This is a genomic window from Meiothermus luteus (assembly GCF_003574085.1).
GTDB classification, from domain to species: domain Bacteria; phylum Deinococcota; class Deinococci; order Deinococcales; family Thermaceae; genus Meiothermus; species Meiothermus luteus.
Window position 1 is genome coordinate 1 of the sequence record NZ_QWKZ01000062.1, and the last position, 16047, is coordinate 16047.

Sequence of the window (16047 nt, forward strand, 5' to 3'; positions counted from 1 at the left end):
CCACCGACCCCACCCCGGCCCACGAGCGCCGCCCGGCCCTGCCGGCCCGGCTGTACGCAAAGCTGCTGGCCCATCTCTCTGGTGAGGACGAGGTGTCCAGGCGCGATCACCTGGCCGCCCGGCTGATGGGCGAGGCCGGGCTGCGGCTTTCCGAGGTGGTAGCCCTGGACGTGGGGCATGTGCTCTTTGAGGAGGGTCTGCTCGAGGTACGCCGGGGCAAGGGCGGCAAAGGCCGTAGCGTGCCCCTGGGCAGAAGCCTGCTGCGCGAGCTCGAGGCCTGGTTGAAGCTGCGGCAGCTCCACGCCCGCGCAGGCGAGCCCCCCCTCCTGATCAACCTGGGCGGGCGCAAGGCCCATGGGCGGCGGATGAGCGCCCGGAACCTGCAGCTCCGCTTTGCCGGGCATTACCGGGCGCTGGGCTTCCCGGCCCGCTACCGCGGGGTGCACCTGCTCCGCCACACCGCCGGCACCCGCTACTACCAGGGTCTGCGGGATCTCTACGCCGTGGCCACCCTCTTGGGCCACACCGATGTGAACACCAGCGCCATCTACGCCAAGGTGGATCGGGAGGAACTGCAACGGCGGGTGGAGGGGCTCGAGGCGGAGTGATGCTACTATTTTGTTCATTTTTTCACGATGAAAAGTTATGTGACACAATTATTTGATCGAGTTACTACAATACTTTCATGCATCTTCCTCTTCCCCGCATCCTCTTTCTAGACGCTTGCGTGCTTTACCCAGCCCAAACCCGAGATCTTTTCATGGCCCTAGCCCTGGAAAGGTGGGTTCGACTCAAATGGAGCCAGCAAGTGCAGGAGGAGTGGATTCGAAACTTCCTCAAGAACAAATCCTCAAAACTAAAACCAGAGCAGGTAGAGCGTGTCAAAGCAGTCCCGCAAACAATGTTGGCTGCGCTCGAGTTTCAAGAACCCCTGGTGCAGGGTTACGAGGTTATCCTCGAGAAAATTGATCTTCCTGATAAGAACGACCGCCACGTGGTGGCCGCAGCCTTTTGGGGAGGTGCGGAGGCCATACTGACATATAACAACAAGGATTTCCCTGAAGAGATACTGGGCTCCTGGGACTTAACAGTCATTCACCCGGATGATTACCTGTGCGAGCTTGCAGGAGATTGTATCCGTCAGACTTCTATGCCCGGCACCCTGCTAGAAATTCTCAAAAAGCAACGCTCCAAGCTCAAAAACCCACCGTTGGATGTGGAGGCTTTTCTCGATTCCCTCAGCAAGGCAGGCCTAAGGGAGCTTGCTGGGATTCTGGCTTCATACCGGCAGCACCTTTAGCTTTATTGCGTTTGTTGCGTTTATTTCGTTTATATGCTAAGCTAGTGCCATGAATGCCTTGACCTTCTCTGTTCTATCCAAAGGACAAGAACAGGAGTTGCAGAAATTCATGAAGAACCTGTCCCCGGGTAAGACCCTTCGTATGGACGGGCATTCCCTAGAACTTACCCCTGAACTTGTGGCGATTTTGCGCCAGCTTTTAGAGCCCCTCGCCCGCGGTGAACCCGTGCGCATCCTCCCCCTGGAGGCCGAGCTTTCCACCCAGCAGGCTGCAGAGCTTTTGGGGGTTTCCCGTCCTCATCTGATCCGCCTCCTGCAGGAAGGCAAGATTCCCCACCGCAAAGTGGGAACCCACCGGCGGGTTCAGGTCAAGGATGTGCTTGACTACCTGGAGGCTTCCAAAAAGCGAGGGCGTGAGTTGTTGGATCAGCTCATTACTGAAAGCCAGGCGCTCGGCCTCGACGATTAAGGCGCGCATGGTTAGGTTGAGAAAATTGCAGAACCCGCTGTGACGACTCCTCGGACTGGCAGTCCAAGGCTTCTCGGGTGCTATATCCGAAGGCTCCGTCCGAGTCCAGAAAACCTTGACTCCGTATCGGCAGGCGAGCGCAATGCTTCCCGCCCCGCCTTGGCGGGGCGGATGCCACGGGTGCTTGTTTGGAGTTTTACCCACCGGGCTGCCCGGTGGAACCCCCTGCTCCAGGTTTCGAGGATTGTAACCCACATCCGCCGCCCCCTATGCTATGTGCTCCTCCGGCGCACGTCGTTATCTCATCTTTTTCACAATAGGGGGTACCCCTTTTTATGAGAAAGATGACATCCTCCCCATTCTTTGCCACGGGGAGGATACGGTCGGTTGCTTATCTATTTTTATTGGTGGGGGCGATGTGGGCGGTTATCTCCTTCCTGTGTCATTTGCTGATGCTTTCACTGGTGTGCTGCACTCGTTCATAATGACCGGTTTTAAGATCGAACTCCAGCACTTCGGTGGGTCGGCCTTTCAGGATATCTTCAATGGCCCGGTTCAAATCTAGATAGAGGCGCAGTCGGCCCAGTCGAAATGCCTCCATGGCGATCTTGAAAACCGGCGGTTTTTCCTGTACCAGTACCCGCTGGATGGGTTGTTTGCCGATACCCAGCGCCGGGAAATAGGCGGGGTTGGCGATGGCCTCACCAAGATGGGAACCGTGTACGGTGGCGATCACCTTAACGCCTTTACCCGCTATAATCTCGACGGTGCGGGCGTCCTCAATCCAGCCCAGCTCGTCCACCACCACCACCTGGGCCGAATGGTTGGCCACTGCCTCAAGCATCTTGTTTGGTTGTTCCTTTGGATCTGGTACTGCCATGCGGCTGGCTTTTGCCAACACAGGGTGCGGTTTGCGCCCCTCCCCGCCAATCTCGCTGGATGAGTCGACAACCACACACCGCCGTCCATACCGATCCGCTACAATGCGAACTGCATCCCGAAGCAAGGTGGTTTTACCAGTGCCCGGGGCACCCACTACCAGGATGGAACCGCCGGATTCCAGCAGGTAATCCCGTAGCGGTTCAGCTAGACCGCGGATGGCTCGCCCTATGCGAATGGTGACACCATATATCAATCCCTGTACGTCCCGTCGTACGGAAATACGGTGCAGGGCACCCTCAATGCCCACCCGCCCGTTGGATTTGATGTTACCCAGTTTGCTCTTGATGTATTCGATCTCGTGTGGCCCTACCAGCCAGCTTGAGTAGTACTCCTTGCCATCAATCCGAAAAGAGGCGTAGTCGTTCTCAATCAGAACGATTTCTTCGATCTTGTGCCCCAGGTCTTCCACAATAGGCTGTATTCGGTGCGGCAGTTTTTCAATCAGTAGTCGGAGTCCCTGAGCCTCTACCTCTTCCCAGTCAGGCTCCTCAAGTCGCGGTCGCAGGTTATAGCGCGCGTAGGGGTTGGTCGAGGATGGTTCCGTTCGCTCAATTACGGGTTCCATTGGAGCCTGGCTGCTCATATCTATGCCACCTACCATTGCTAAAGTACGTCCAGGGCCGCAGCAGCGAGTTTCTGCTGGACATGGCCTATGCCAGCGCCCAGCATATTTACGCGCATTTTTACAGCGGTGTGCGGCTGTTCGACTGGTACACCCCGGATCGCAACCTGGTGGTTCGGATGCTACACCGTCTGGCGGGGTACAGCCTGGATACCATCAACCACGACATCATCGGGCACCTGTACAGCCGCTATGTGGAGGACGAGCACAAGCACGAATCCGGGATGTACTACACCCCGCCCGAGGTGGTCGAGTACATTCTGGACAGGCTGGGCTTTACCGGCGCGGCCCTGATCGAGGGCAAGAAGCTGCTGGACCTTGCCTGCGGTTCGGGCACGTTTCTGGTCTCGGCGGCGCGGCGGGTCGTGCAGGCGTACAGGGATTACTACCGCGGTCAGATCCCGCCCGATAAAGTACAGGAACTCGTGGAGACCTTTAAAAGCTCCATCTACGGCCTCGACCTCAACCCCTTCGCCTGCTACCTGGCCGAGACCAACCTGCTCATCCAGGTGCTGGATCTGCTCAAGATCGCCTACGCCGCCGGGCAGGAGGTGCACATCGATCGGTTCCATATCTACAACACCGATACCCTGCGCTACGCGCAAAAAACCCGGGAAATTCTCGCCCGATCCACATCGGGCAGCCTCACAGGGTTTGGCGGGGCGAAGGAGCTGCCCCCCGAGGAGCAGATCAAGGCCCGGCTGGGCGAATACGAAAAGGGGTTTGCTTTCGTGGTGGGCAACCCGCCCTATGTGAGGGCCGACCAGGGACAGGAAGGGCTGCTGGCCTATCGCGCCGATCTCAAAGCCCACCACCCCATCGAGGAGGTGCGGAAGGTTCTGCAACAGAAGTGGGATCTGTTCGTGCCGTTTGTGGCCCTGGGGCACCACCTGCTGGCCCAGGGCAGCCGGATGGGCATGATCACCTCCAGCGCCATCGAGGCGGTTCCCTACGCCCGGGCGCTTAGCAAGCACCTGGCGGAAACCGCTCAGATAGACGAGGTGGCCTTTTTCCAGGGCGCCAGTCTCTTCGAGGACGCCGCCGTCGCCAACACCATCTTTTTGCTCACGCGCAAAGACCCCACCCCCACCCACCAAACCTTGCGAAGATGGTTTGCCGGGAAGCCCGGGCTGCACAGCCTGGTTCGGGCAGAGCGGCGTTCCCAGGTGGAGCTCGGGGAACGCATCTTCCGGCAGCAGATCGCACCGACTGCCAGTTGGCGGGGCATCCCCCTGGGCTGTATCTGCTATATCAGCACGGGGATGGCCCTGAACGCCGACGAAAAGACGGCCAGGGGTGCGTTTAAGAAAGACGATCTGATCGCTGATACCAGAGACGATTTTCATCCGGTTCCGTATGCTGAGAGCAAAGACCTGGGCCCATATGCACTGCTCCGCCTGCGCTACTTGGAGTATGGGGAGGGTTTGCGCGCCCCGGCCATGATCCGGCGCCCGACGTTCCCCCAGCTTTACGAACGCCCGAAGCTGATGATCCGGAAGATCATCTCGATGGACGACCCCTCGCAGGGGCAGGCGTACCTCGATCAGGGCAGCATCGAAGGTTTTCTATACACCCACGAGGGCGTTTTCCCGGCCCTGCCCTGGCATGCGTTGCAGGGCATCGAGAACAAAAGCATCGGGGAGGTGCCCAGGAGAAAGAAAAAGGAGCGTCTATCCGCGAAATTCGCGCTTGAATACCTGGCGGGGGTCATCAACTCCCGTGCGGCCTCGGACTGGATTCGGGCGCACAGGCGCGATCCCATCAATCTTTATCCCGAAGACTTTAAAGCGCTGCCCATCTCCCGGGCCACCCCTGCGCGGCAGGCCCCCATCGTGGAAAAGGTCAGGCAGTTGCAGGCCCTGGGGCTGGAGTTTTTCCAGCTGCGTCGCCGGGGCTGGAAGCTGGACGGGAAGGTGCTGGGAGCGGCGCACCTGCCTGCCGGCATCGCCCGGCTGCCCCTGGGCCGGGCCCGGCTGCGCTGGCCGCTGCGGCCCCTCGAGGAGGACGTCCGCCTGAATGGGGTCTGGGCGGATCAGGGCGGCCTGTACCGTGGGAGTGGACGCCGCACCCGCAAGGTGGTTGAGTCCGACGCACCCGTGGAGGCGCTCGAGTGGTTGGCGCGGCAGTTTGCAACCCTGGACCCGGAAACCACCTGGCGCATGGCCGAGGCGAAAGGAGTGGAGGTACCCAGCAACCCAGAGGAAGCCAGGAAAGCCCTCGAGGCTTTGCAGGCGGAGGAGAACGCAGTGCGGGAAAAGCAGGCCCGGTTCACGCTCCTGCGCGAAGAGGTGGATCACCTGGTAGCCGAGCTGTACAGACGGTGAGCGCGCCTCACAGCCCCCTCATGGCCCGCGCCGGCCCGGCCGCAGCCCCAGCAGCCGCCCCCAGCGGGCAGGGCCTCGATGCTCTTAAGAAACTCGGCCTTGCGCAAAAGCAGTTTTTGTGGTTCCCCGCCGTTCCGTTGTCGAAAGCCTGCAAGGGCGTGAGGAAGCCCACCCGCTCCTTCTCCACCACAAAGCAGGGCACCAGCCGCCCGCTGCGCGCGTCGGGCATCTCGATCTCCTGGAAGGCTTCCCGCTGGGTGTAGTACAGGCTGCGCCAGCAGCGCCGCATGTACTCGCGGTAATCCCCCACCGGGCGCTCGGGCACCGCCACCCCCAGGCTGCGCAGAAAGCTGCGGGCCGGTTCCAGCGGGTCTTCGCCCTGGAGCAGCCGCTCGAGTTCCCGTTCGCCGGGATAGGCCTCCCGCAGGAAGGCCAGCAGCAGGTCCTCGCTCACCTGCTGGGCGAAGTCGCGCGGGCTGCCGCCCTCGTGGGGCTTGTGCTCAAGGTGCTCGGTCTCCTTCTGCAACTCGCGCAGGGCGCGCAGCCCCTCCTTCTGGCGAACCCGGCTTTTGTCCAGCGCTTCCTGCGGGAAGTTCTGCGCCAGGTTCACCGCCAGCAGCCCCGCGGCCTGGGCCTGGAGTTCCTGCCGCTCCTTCGGGGGAAGTTCTTGTACCAGCACCGGCAGCAGGCCCTGCGGTTTTTGCAGGCGCTGGCGTTCCCGGGCGCCGAAGAGCAGCCTGGAGCGCTCCCGCTCCTCCTGGTAGTAGTCCCACAACGCCCGGTAGACCTCGGGGCGGTCCGAGTAGGCCGCGATCTCGGCCTGCCCCCCTTCCCAGGCCGCCTGTGAGAGGTTGAGGCTACCAAAGATGACCCGGCAGCCCGGCGGCCCTTCCAGCAGGTAGAGCTTGGCGTGGCTTCCCGGCAGGAAGCGGATCTCGGCCTGCTGCTGGAGCAGGATGGGCAGCAGGCTCCCGATCTCCTGTCGCAGCCAGGCCACCGGCTGGAGCTCGTGGTAGCCCTCCTCCAGGCTGATCAGCAGCTCGATCTGCTCGTAGCCTTCCAGCAGCCCCTGCCAGCCCTGCAAAGAAGCCGAGAAGCTGATGGCCCGCAAGCGGCGGTAGCCGCGCAGGAGTTCACGGGCCGGGCCGGGGGTTATGACCTGCTTGTCGGGGAAGGCGGGCATCTTGCCTCCCTGGCAAAGAGCCTTGAGGCACAGGGGGGCAAGACGCCCGGCCCTCTCTACCAGCTCTACACATTCATCCCCGCCCCCGTGGAAAGGGGCGGGGCCGGGCTCCCCAAATCCGCCCTGCCCCGTGCACCGGTGCTGTGCGCCCTCCTACCACCCCGCCGGCCAGAGCCAGGCCCGTTGCTGCGGGGTCATGGGGCCGTCGGGGGGCTGCTCGCGCCTGCTGGTGCGGAAGGCATCAAACCAGGCGATGGCCGCCGGGTCGGTGATCTCGTCCAGCCGCCACTCCCCGAACTCGCAGCGCACGCTCCCGTCGGGGTTCAGGAAGGCCCCCGCCCCCCGCCCGGCCAGGCGGAAGTAGCGCTTCTCCCAGGACTTGGGGTAGGGCCCCACCCCGTCGGCGTAGGAGAGCAGGATCACCTCGTGGGTGCGGTTGGAGAGGGAGGGGAAGCGGGGGTTGTACTGGATGCCGTTGGTGATGTATATCGGATTGGAGTTGCTGGTGGCCACGTAGGCCTCGTACTCCCCGTCAATCCAGTACCAGTTGCGGGTATAGCTCCACGGCGGATTCCCCGGCCCCGGCCAGGTCACGTCCACATCCTCGTCCCGCCACTGGATCACCCCCCGGTGCCAGGAAGCGATGTAGATGCCCTTCTTAGCGTTGAAGATGCCGGGTACGTCCTCCTGCAAGCAGCCGATGAAGGGGGGCGCGCCGATGGGGGAGGTGGCGATCGCGTTGTGAAGAAAAAGGTTTCTGGTATCAATGATAGCGGCCTGCACCCCCGGCTCCCACGGAAACCGCTCCAGCACCTCGAACTCCACCGGCCCGATGGGGGCCTCGAAGCGCCAGGGGTTCTCCTGGGTGTGCAGCTTGAAGCGGTACTTCCAGCGGAACTTGCGCCCGCCGTAGATCTTGTTGAGCGTCTGGTCCAGCCCGTAGTGCACCAGGTAGCCCTCGGTGGTGACCAGGCTCTGCACACGGAAGAAGGCGGGGTCGTACTCACTACGGTAGGGCAGGATGGGCAGGGCCATGGCCCGCCAGCTACCGTCCAGCGCCTCCACGTAGGTCTGCATCCCGATGCCGCGCGCATTGTCCTTGTACCAGTAGTCCAGATACCCCTCCGCCGCGTCGTACTTGAAGACCAGCGGCCCGTCCGCCGGGGGGTCGAACACCGGCGGGGGCGGCGGGGCGGCGGGGCGGTTGTTGCAGCCCGCGCCGAGCAGTAAAGCGGCCATGGTGAGAAGCAGCAATCGTTTCATCAGCTTTATTGTAGCCGCCCGCATACCGCCCGTTCCTCATCAATGAGAACTCAGTCCACATTCCCATAGGGCCCGCAGTTATACCCCAGGATCACCCCCACCTCGGGGCTCTCCAGTGGGGTGCAGGTAGCCAGGGAGCGCAGCCGCAGGTCGGGCACGGTGTACAGGGTGCCCACCCCTTCCTCGGTCAGGCCGTACTGCGGAACCGTGCGTTCGATCTCCTGGAAGTTGTCGATGGGTTCGCAGTAGGGTTCGGGGCCTGCATTCAGGTCGCACCGGTAAGTCTGGTTGTTGACCCGCACGATCTCGGTGTTCTCCTGGTAGCTGGTGACCCGGGCGTTGGGGGGGGCCACCCAAGAGATGTGCCGCTGATTCACCACCGCCGAGCCGCTCTCCACCTGGGCCAGGATGTACTGCCCGTTGTCGCGAATCACCACCCAGCCCGGGTTGCGCAGCGGATCAATCCAGTCGTCGCCTGGGGCCAGTATCGTGATGGTTGTGGACGCCAGGCTGGGCAGGGAGTGGACTTCCAGCGGTCTGGCCCGCCCATAGCGGCTGTAGTCGGGGTGGGGGGTTGGAACGAACTCCCGGGCCAACGGCGCATTATGGGGATCCCGCACCAGCCGCCCATCCAGGTAGACCCGCCAGCCGATGTAATCGGGCCGCTGCTGGTAGAACTCAGCCCGCATACCCGTCGCCCCGCCCTCGCACCAGAACCGGGCCTCCAGGTCGTACAGGTACCCCGCTCGCAGGTTGGCCGGATTGATGGTGAGGGTGCGGTAGGGGGAGCTGGCTGCGGGGCAGTACCCACCCCCGTCCATGCTCAGGGTGATGGGTTCGGCGGTGCTGCTGACGGGGATGCGCTCGTGGTAGTAGGTCTCGCTGGTGGTGGTGGGGAAGCCAAACAGGCTGATCAGGCCAAATGAGCCCGCCCAGGCCAAGCCGTAGAAGAAGTTACTAGCGATCCCGTTGTAGGCCCCGGCCACCAGCCGCCCGTTGCGGTACAGCCCGGCCCGCTCCACCCCGCTCACCGTGAACCGCACCCGCAGGTACGCCACCCGCTCCAGCTGGTACTCCACGGTGGCGGTGCGGATCATGTCGGTGCGGAGCCGCACCGGCACCGGCGCGGTGGGGACGGGGTCGCGCCCGAGCAGCGGCCGCAGCTCCTCCCCCGGCGTGGCCGCCCGGCGGGTCAGGCCGTAGACCAGGTAGTCGCGCGGGCTTCCGTCCGGTCTGGGGCGGAACTCTAGGAGCTGGTTTTCGCCGAACTGGCTGACCACGGCCTTGTCCGGCAGGTCCATCACCCCCTGGGCCTCCAGGTGCTGGGCGCTGGCACTCAGCAAAAGCGGAAGAAGAAACAGCACTGGTCTCATATCGCACCTCTAGCGGAACAAACAATCGGGCACTTCGGCATCAGGGCTGATCCCGCCCTGCACGGTGTCCGCGGGCTGGATGCAGACTTTCGGGGAAAGCGAGGAAGCCCCGCCCCCCCGCAGCCGTACGTTCAGGTTGAGGCGGTAGGGGTTGGGCTCCAGGGTGTAGCGCACGGTTCCGGCATCCGCCTCGCCGTCGCTGGGCACATCCACGTTGAAGTTGTTGCGGTCGGGCAGCCAGTTCCCCCGCCCGCCGGGGTCGGGCAGGCGGGGCCACTCCAGGGTGTAGCGCCCGGCCTCCAGGTTGAAGCGCTGTTCCCCGTTTCCGAGGGCAAAGTCGCTGGAGGCGAAGCTCCCGATGGCCCGCAGGGTGGCCCTGGCCCCCGCCGGCAGGCCCTCCACCTGTACCCGCAGGCGGCCCGGGATGCGGGTGTAGCGCACCGCGGTCACCGGCAGGTTGGCCCCGCCCACCTCCACCCCCAGGCTGCTGCCCTCGGCGGGGTTGGTGGGCCGGTAGCGCACAAAGGGCAGGCCGGGGTGGGCCACCGGGTTCGCACGCAGGCTGTAGGTTCCCTGGCGCAGCCCGTTCAGGGTGGTGCTGGCGGTCAGGGTGCGGTTGAAGCCGCCCGGCCCGCTCACGCCGACCAGGGCGCTCACGCCGGGGTCTAAGCCCTCGATGTTGATCCGCCAGTCCCCCACCACCGCCGGGGGCGGTTCGTCCAGCGGGCTGCAATCCAGCCGCCGGAGCCCCTTCCCGCTTCACTGTGGCGGTCTTGAGTCTGCCTTCCAGGGGGCGGTGCAGTTTGACCTTGACCGAGCCGATGCCGTAGATGAGTACCCGTTTGCCACCCTCCTGGAGTTTGACCCCGGTTTGGCCCGCCTGGGGGAAGGTGAAGGAGTCGTAGCGCTCCCGTCCCTTGAAGCGGGGGTAGCCCGCTTTCTGTCCCGCCCTGACCCGGCGAAAGAAGCCCTGGAAGGCTTTATCCACCCGCTCGATGACGTTCTGCAAGACCTGGGAGTGGATGCCCTTGTACTCCGGCAGCTCGGTGCGTATCTCGGGCAACCACCGTTTTTGCTCGTAGAAGCCCACCGTTTTGCCCGCTTTCTGGTAGGCCTCTCGCCGCTCCTGCAAGGCCGCGTTGTACAACTGGCGGCACAGCGCAAGGGTGCGCTCCAGGTCTTTGTGCTGGGGCTGGGTGGGGTACAGGCGGTATTTGAAGGCCTTCCTAGTCATCGTCCACCTGATGCTTGCGCTGGGACTCGATGTAGCGCTGGATGGTCTGGGCTGAGATGTCCCCAGCGCTCCCTACGTAGAAGGAGGGCGTCCACAAATGACCGCCGCCCTTGCCCCGCCGTAGCTTCGGAAACTCTTGCAGGATGCGCCGAGCCGAAATGCCTTTGAGTATCTTGGCCACGTCCGAGGGCGACCACTTCGGCGGCACCGACACAAACAGGTGGGCGTGGTCGGGCATGACCTCCATGCCCAAAACTATCCAGTCCCTCATCGAGCAGGTCTCCCGGAATACCTGCATCAACCTTTCGCGCACCTCGCCCACAAAAACGTGCCTGCGGTACTTGGGGGTGAACACCAGATGGTAGTTCAGATTGTAATGTGAATGGCGTGTAATGCGCTCTTTTGGCATGTGCATATGATAGCACATCCGCCGCCCACTATGCTATGTGCTCCTTCGGAGCACGTGGGGAGTCCGTGTATCCCCGGTTTGAAAACCGGGGGTTATAGCTCCCCCACACCCCCTCTTTTTTCTAAAATGGAGGTGTGAAAATGAGCCGTTTTCACCTGCTGATCCTGCTTCTGATAGCCGCCAGCTGCAACAACCTGCCCACCCCGCCCCCCGCCGCCGACACCCGGGGGTCTACCGGATCGACTTCGAGTGCCGGGAGGGGGGTGGGTCGAGGTACCACATCTACGCCCATGAGGGGGGGATCCAGGTCATGCGCTTCTGGGGGCGCAACTCCCTCTACGACCCCGATTTCGGAGCGCCGGGCTGGCGGCCGGAGGCTTGGGGCGGTGGGGAACCCTGCCTGGTCGCCGCCCCCCAGGGGGGTATCGAGATCTTCCTCAAGCGCTTCCGCGACGGGCGGTGGGTGCGCTCCTACCGGGAGGCCCGGGTGGTGGCCGGGGAGGATGGAAGCCCCCGGCTGGAGCTGGGGGAGTTACAGGAAGCTCCGGGTCGGGCTGCTGGAGGACAGCTTCCTTGAGCTGTTCTTCCAGGTGGTTCCGCAGCAGCTCGATGCCGGGGGCCTGGCTTTTGGGCAGCAGGGGGCCCTGGTAGAGGCTCAGGGCCTCGGCCAGGCGGTGGTGTTGCAGGGCTTCCTGGAGCTTCAGGAAGTCGGCCTCGATGGGGGTACAAAGCCGGTAGGGGCGGTGCTGGACATCGAGACCCAGTTGGCGCAGGCGGCAGAGCTCGCTTTTGAGGGCCTGGGGGTTGGGCACGGGGTAGAGGGCCCGGGCCAGGGCCTCGCCCGAGAGGCCTTCGGGGTGGGCCAGCAGCAGGGTGAGGAGTTCCAGGTGAGCCGCCCCATCTCCAGAAAGTGCGCGTTCTTGCTCTGGCCCCCCGAAGGCTTGTCGTAGACCTGGAAGTCACAGGGGACGATCCCCTCTCGGGACGGGCTGTGCCCGTGCACCAGGGGGATCAGGGCCTGGCCCTCCGTCCACAGCAGGGTCATGAGGGCGATCCCCTTGACCACCCGCTGGTGCTGGCCGCTCTAGTGGTAGGTCACCAACTCCATCCGCCGGGCGTAGGGTTTATCCAGGGTGGTGTCGTCCAGCACCAGAAGCCCTCGGGTGGGCTCCACCAAGGCCCTGGCCTCCTGCCACAGCGCCTCCGTGTCGGGGGGCTGTCGCTGAAGCAGGCGGGTGAAGGCATCGTGGGCTGGGCCCTCTGGTTGGCAGCGGGCGGCTTCGCTGCAAGTAAAGACCCTCTGGGCAGCGATGAGGAAGTGGATATAGTCTACGTCGTTGCACTTTGGCGGATTCATAGCAGCTAATCCCTCTTAGTCTGTGTGCTTTGCAGAAAAGGGTAGCCGAGCAGAGGGGAGGAAGGCAACTGCGTAACTCCTAACTTGCACCTATACTCCCCCCCTGAGATTTATGCAGGGGGATCATTTGAAAAGGGCTGCCGGTTTCCCAATCAGAGCCGCCAGAGGGCCTCAAGGGGCAGCGCATGAAGCCGCTGGCCAAAAGGTACGGTCTCCCGGCCCGCATACAGCACCACACCCCGATGGAAGCGGGGGCCGAGGGCCTCGGCCAGGGCCTTGAGACCCCGGAAGTCCTCCGCCCGCACGCTGCCGCGGGCCTTGACCTCGAGGCCCACCACCTGCCCCCCCGGCCCCTCCAAAAGCAAGTCCACTTCCTCTCCGGTGTGGCTTCGGTAGTGGAAGAGCCGGATGGGTATGGGCGCGTACCCCACCTGCTTGAGCAGCTCCACGGCCACGAAGGCTTCCAGAAAGCCCCCCAGAAGGGTTCGATCGGCCTCCAGCCTCGCCCTATCCAGCCCCAAAGCGTGCAGGGCCAGGCCGCTATCCGTGGGAAAAACCTTGGGGCTCTTGACCAGGCGCTTGCCCAGGTTGGCCTCCCAGGGCGGCAGGGTTCGAACCAGGAAGAGGGTTTCCAGCAGGTTGAAGTACCGCTTCAAGGTGGTGGTGGGAAGTCCTAGACTCCGGCCCAGCTCCGCCCAGTTGAGAAGGGCCATGGGCCGGCCGGCCAGCAGCCCATAAAGCCGGGGCAGATCGGAGAGCCGCTCGAGCTGAGCCAGCTCCCGCACCTCCCGCGCCAGGAGGGTGGCCAGGTAGTCCCGGAACCAGCGCCCCCGGCTTTCCGGGGAGAGTTCCACAGCCTCAGGGTAGCCCCCTCGGAGGAGGAGGTCTGTGGGCAGGTGACCCTCCCCTTGGAAGGGAGGGAGTTCCTCTGCAAAGAGCGTCGAGAGAAAGCCCTCTCTCCTGCCTGCGATCTCCCCCTGGGAAAGGGGCCAGAGGGTGAAAAGGGCCACCCGCCCCACCAGGAACTCCGAGGCCTTGGGCAGGGCCAGCAGATTGGCCGAGCCCGTGAGCAGGAAGCGACCCGGCCGCCGATCCCGATCTACCAGGGCTTTCAGAGGAAGGAGCAGATCCGGGACGCGCTGAACCTCGTCCAGAACAACCCGGCCCTGCAGGCCTGCGAGGAAACCCTGGGGATCCGCCAGGGCCGCCGAGAGGGGGGTCAGATCGTCCAGCGTCAGATAGCGATCCAGCAGGCCCTCGCTCACCAGGGCCTGGGCCAGGGTGGACTTACCCACCTGACGGGCACCCAGAAGAAGAACCACCGGACGCTCGGCCAGGGCAGTGCGGATGGATTCGGTCAGGTGGCGAGGAAACACCACACATCCTAACCATCCTTTGGTTGAAAATCAACCATCACACGGTTGATTTTTAGATAGGCCCTCTATCAACTTTGTATCCGCACCGCATTCCACTCATACCTGCGCCTGTCCAGGTTTCCTCTGCAAGGATGACACGGCCTTGACCTAGATTCCATAGCCTCAGGCTTTAGGAGATGAGAAAATCCATCGTTCTTGCCTTCCTTTCGTGCCTGCTTGGCGTTCTAGCGGTCTGGGGCCAGACCCCCCCAGCCCCGTGACGACAGCAGACTTCAGAGCCTTCGACAACCAGCGGGAGCAGCTGCTGGCCGCGGGGGTTCGGATTTTCGGCCCCAACGCCAGCGTGGCCCAGGACCTCGAGCCGGAGTACATCGCGGTCTCACCCGACTCGCGCACCGCCTATGTGACCCTGCAGGAGAACAATGCCCTGGCGGTCGTGGACATCCCGTCGGGCCGGGTCGCCCGCATCCTCCCGCTGGGCTTCAAAGACCACAGCCGCCCCGGGCAGGGCCTGGATTTCAACGACCGCGATAACCGGGCCAGCATCCTTCCGGCGAAGGTGTTCGGTATGTACCAACCCGACGCCATAGCCTATATCCCGTTTGGCAGCGGGGGCTTCCTGGTTACCGCCAACGAAGGCGATGCACGGGTCTATCCCGGCTTCGACGAGGAGGCCCGGGTGGCCGACCTCCAGCTAGACCCCAGCCAGTTCACCCCCGAGGAGCGTGCCGCCCTGGCCCGGCTGCAGGTCACCCGACAGATGGGCCAGGGCCCCAACGGCCACCGGGCCCTCTACGCCTACGGGGCGCGCTCCATCAGCGTCTGGAGCCCCGAGGGCCGCCTGGTGTGGGACTCGGGCGACCTGATCGAGCGCGCGGTGCTGGGCCGCAACCCCGACTTCTTCAACGCCAACAACACCAACAACACCCGCGATGCACGCAGCGCGGCGAAGGGCCCCGAGCCGGAGGGCCTGGCGGTCGGGAAGATCGGCGGGCGCACCTATGCCTTCGTCGGCCTCGAGCGCCAGAGCGCCCTCCTCAGCTTCGATGTGACCATTCCCCGCGCGCCGGTTCTGCGCGACTATGCCATCAACCGAAACTTCGCCCAGGCCATTAACGCCAACAACTACCAGGACAACGGCGACCTGGGCCCCGAGGGCCTGCTTTTCGTTCCCGCAGCCGACAGCCCCAACGGCCAGCCGCTCTTGATTGTGTCTAACGAGGTCAGCGGCTCGACCGCCTTCTGGCAGGTGGCCGAGGGGGGCCGGCTGGTGCTCCTGGGCCGCTACGTGTTCACCGAGAATGGGCGGCCGGTCTTCAACCGGGGGGCCGCCGAGATTCCCGCCTACGACCCCCGGAGCCGGCGGATCTTCGTGGTGAACGGGAACACCCAGGGCCTGGACATCCTGGACGCCTCCAACCCCGCTCAGCCGCGGCTGATCCGCTCGGTCAGCTACCGCGAGCGCGGCGGGCCCACCAGCGTGGCGGTGCGGGACGAGCTGGTGGCGGTGGCCCTCGAGGGCCCGGTCAAGACCGGCCCCGGTAGCGTGATCTTCACCGATATCGATGGCGCGGTGCGGGCCAGCGTGCCGGTGGGGGCGCTGCCGGATATGCTGACCTTCACCCCGGATGGCCGCTTCGTCCTCACCGCCAACGAGGGCGAGCCCTCCGACGACTACCGCACCGACCCCGAGGGCAGCATCTCCATCATCGAGCTGGCTCGGGTACCGGGGCTGCGCTGAGGCTGGGCGCCAGTCCGCTTCAGCGGTCTCTGGAAACCGCCGGCCAGGAACGGCCTTTATGAGGCCCGCCGGAGCCGCCGCACCTCCCCCTTCCCCCCAGTCCGTTGCTTCCCGGCTGCGGGCAAAGACCTCCGCCGGCAGTTCCGGGCGGTGTTCCTGCAAAGCCTGAAAAGCGCTTATCAGCCGCTCCTGCCGCAACCCCAGATCAAGCCCCACCCGATCCCCCAGCCGCCAGGCCGCCAGCCAGCAGGCTCAGGCGTTGGTTTCGGTGAGCTCCAACCGCACCACCACCGCATCGCGCCCCAGTATCCAGGTATGTTCCTTCGGCGCGAGCCGCCTCAGAGACTGTCTTAATACCCCCCCTCATGCTACAGTCACGCATGGAACTCAAGCGATCTGACCAACCAGGAATGGGGAATGGGCCATCCTGACACCCCTGATGCCTCCCCCCCCC

The 16047-nt window shown here is 64.1% G+C and carries 14 protein-coding genes and 2 pseudogenes; 7 read left to right on the forward strand and 9 right to left on the reverse strand.

Annotated elements, in window-relative coordinates; all coding sequences use genetic code 11:
* The 3 genes from Mlute_RS09740 to Mlute_RS09750 all read left to right on the forward strand — a co-directional run.
* Nucleotides 1-608: site-specific integrase (locus Mlute_RS09740; protein WP_147371062.1), on the forward strand; the 608-nt coding region annotated here is incomplete at its 5' end.
* A gap of 77 nt (nt 609-685) precedes the next feature.
* Nucleotides 686-1300: a PIN domain-containing protein gene (locus Mlute_RS09745; protein ID WP_119360481.1), complete on the forward strand. Its 615-nt coding sequence runs from the start codon at nt 686-688 to the stop codon at nt 1298-1300.
* 49 nt (nt 1301-1349) lie between these two features.
* Nucleotides 1350-1769, forward strand: coding sequence for a helix-turn-helix domain-containing protein (locus Mlute_RS09750; RefSeq protein WP_119360482.1), 420 nt, complete (start codon nt 1350-1352; stop codon nt 1767-1769).
* 442 nt (nt 1770-2211) lie between these two features.
* Here Mlute_RS09750 and Mlute_RS09755 read toward each other — a convergent pair whose 3' ends face one another.
* Nucleotides 2212-3120 carry an AAA family ATPase gene (locus tag Mlute_RS09755; RefSeq protein WP_220452073.1) on the reverse strand — a complete coding sequence of 303 codons (909 nt, stop codon included), beginning with the start codon at nt 3118-3120 and terminating at the stop codon, nt 2212-2214.
* Nucleotides 3121-3311: 191 nt separating this feature from the next.
* On the opposite strand from Mlute_RS09755, the gene Mlute_RS09760 reads away from it, so the two are divergent.
* Complete coding sequence (locus Mlute_RS09760; RefSeq protein ID WP_182482527.1) at nt 3312-5657, forward strand: HsdM family class I SAM-dependent methyltransferase; 2346 nt, start codon at nt 3312-3314, stop codon at nt 5655-5657.
* A gap of 7 nt (nt 5658-5664) precedes the next feature.
* Here Mlute_RS09760 and Mlute_RS09765 read toward each other — a convergent pair whose 3' ends face one another.
* The 6 genes and pseudogenes from Mlute_RS09765 to tnpA all read right to left on the reverse strand — a co-directional run bounded on the left by Mlute_RS09765 (nt 5665) and on the right by tnpA (nt 11119).
* Nucleotides 5665-6840 (reverse strand): phospholipase D family protein, encoded by a 1176-nt coding sequence (locus Mlute_RS09765; protein ID WP_119360484.1) that lies wholly within the window; start codon nt 6838-6840, stop codon nt 5665-5667.
* A 153-nt stretch (nt 6841-6993) separates the two neighbouring features.
* Entirely contained in the window at nt 6994-8103 is a 1110-nt protein-coding gene (locus tag Mlute_RS09770; RefSeq protein ID WP_245958927.1) for a hypothetical protein, read from the reverse strand.
* 50 nt (nt 8104-8153) lie between these two features.
* Nucleotides 8154-9476 (reverse strand): hypothetical protein, encoded by a 1323-nt coding sequence (locus Mlute_RS09775; RefSeq protein ID WP_147371063.1) that lies wholly within the window; start codon nt 9474-9476, stop codon nt 8154-8156.
* A 9-nt stretch (nt 9477-9485) separates the two neighbouring features.
* The gene (locus Mlute_RS15470) at nt 9486-10133 is read right to left on the reverse strand and encodes a hypothetical protein (RefSeq protein WP_147371064.1); all 648 of its coding nucleotides are present in this window, start codon (nt 10131-10133) and stop codon (nt 9486-9488) included.
* Between the two features lie 496 nt (nt 10134-10629).
* Nucleotides 10630-10710 (reverse strand): annotated as a pseudogene (locus Mlute_RS16100) (helix-turn-helix domain-containing protein); the annotation flags it as partial.
* A complete protein-coding gene (tnpA, locus tag Mlute_RS09785) occupies nt 10703-11119 on the reverse strand; it encodes an IS200/IS605 family transposase (protein ID WP_119360487.1) in 417 nt (138 codons plus the stop codon). The pseudogene Mlute_RS16100 and the gene tnpA, both read right to left, overlap by 8 nt.
* Before the next feature lie 310 nt (nt 11120-11429).
* Between tnpA and Mlute_RS15475 the strand changes: the two genes are divergently transcribed.
* Nucleotides 11430-11696, forward strand: a complete 267-nt coding sequence (locus Mlute_RS15475) for a hypothetical protein (RefSeq protein ID WP_147371065.1) — start codon at nt 11430-11432, stop codon at nt 11694-11696.
* Nucleotides 11623-12069, forward strand: coding sequence for a hypothetical protein (locus tag Mlute_RS15635; RefSeq protein ID WP_182482530.1), 447 nt, complete (start codon nt 11623-11625; stop codon nt 12067-12069). The genes Mlute_RS15475 and Mlute_RS15635 overlap by 74 nt, the downstream gene beginning before the upstream one ends.
* On the opposite strand, the pseudogene Mlute_RS09795 reads toward Mlute_RS15635, so the two are convergent.
* Together Mlute_RS09795 and Mlute_RS09800 are read right to left on the reverse strand one after the other, a co-directional pair.
* Nucleotides 12018-12476: pseudogene (locus Mlute_RS09795) on the reverse strand (IS701 family transposase); the annotation flags it as partial. The gene Mlute_RS15635 and the pseudogene Mlute_RS09795 sit on opposite strands and share 52 nt — an antisense overlap.
* Nucleotides 12477-12628: 152 nt before the next feature.
* Nucleotides 12629-13855 (reverse strand): ATP-binding protein, encoded by a 1227-nt coding sequence (locus Mlute_RS09800; RefSeq protein WP_245958928.1) that lies wholly within the window; start codon nt 13853-13855, stop codon nt 12629-12631.
* A gap of 253 nt (nt 13856-14108) precedes the next feature.
* Between Mlute_RS09800 and Mlute_RS09805 the strand changes: the two genes are divergently transcribed.
* Nucleotides 14109-15593 (forward strand): choice-of-anchor I family protein, encoded by a 1485-nt coding sequence (locus Mlute_RS09805; RefSeq protein WP_220452074.1) that lies wholly within the window; start codon nt 14109-14111, stop codon nt 15591-15593.
* The last annotated feature ends 454 nt before the right edge of the window (nt 15594-16047 follow it).

Coding starts and splice junctions, on each gene's coding strand:
- Mlute_RS09745 (WP_119360481.1), top strand. CDS start 686: ATGCATCTTCCTCTTCCCCGCATCCTCTTTCTAGACGCTTGCGTGCTT.
- Mlute_RS09750 (WP_119360482.1), top strand. CDS start 1,350: ATGAATGCCTTGACCTTCTCTGTTCTATCCAAAGGACAAGAACAGGAG.
- Mlute_RS09765 (WP_119360484.1), bottom strand. CDS start 6,840: ATGCCCGCCTTCCCCGACAAGCAGGTCATAACCCCCGGCCCGGCCCGT.
- Mlute_RS09770 (WP_245958927.1), bottom strand. CDS start 8,103: ATGAAACGATTGCTGCTTCTCACCATGGCCGCTTTACTGCTCGGCGCG.
- Mlute_RS09775 (WP_147371063.1), bottom strand. CDS start 9,476: ATGAGACCAGTGCTGTTTCTTCTTCCGCTTTTGCTGAGTGCCAGCGCC.
- tnpA (WP_119360487.1), bottom strand. CDS start 11,119: ATGCCAAAAGAGCGCATTACACGCCATTCACATTACAATCTGAACTAC.
- Mlute_RS15475 (WP_147371065.1), top strand. CDS start 11,430: ATGCGCTTCTGGGGGCGCAACTCCCTCTACGACCCCGATTTCGGAGCG.
- Mlute_RS15635 (WP_182482530.1), top strand. CDS start 11,623: ATGGAAGCCCCCGGCTGGAGCTGGGGGAGTTACAGGAAGCTCCGGGTC.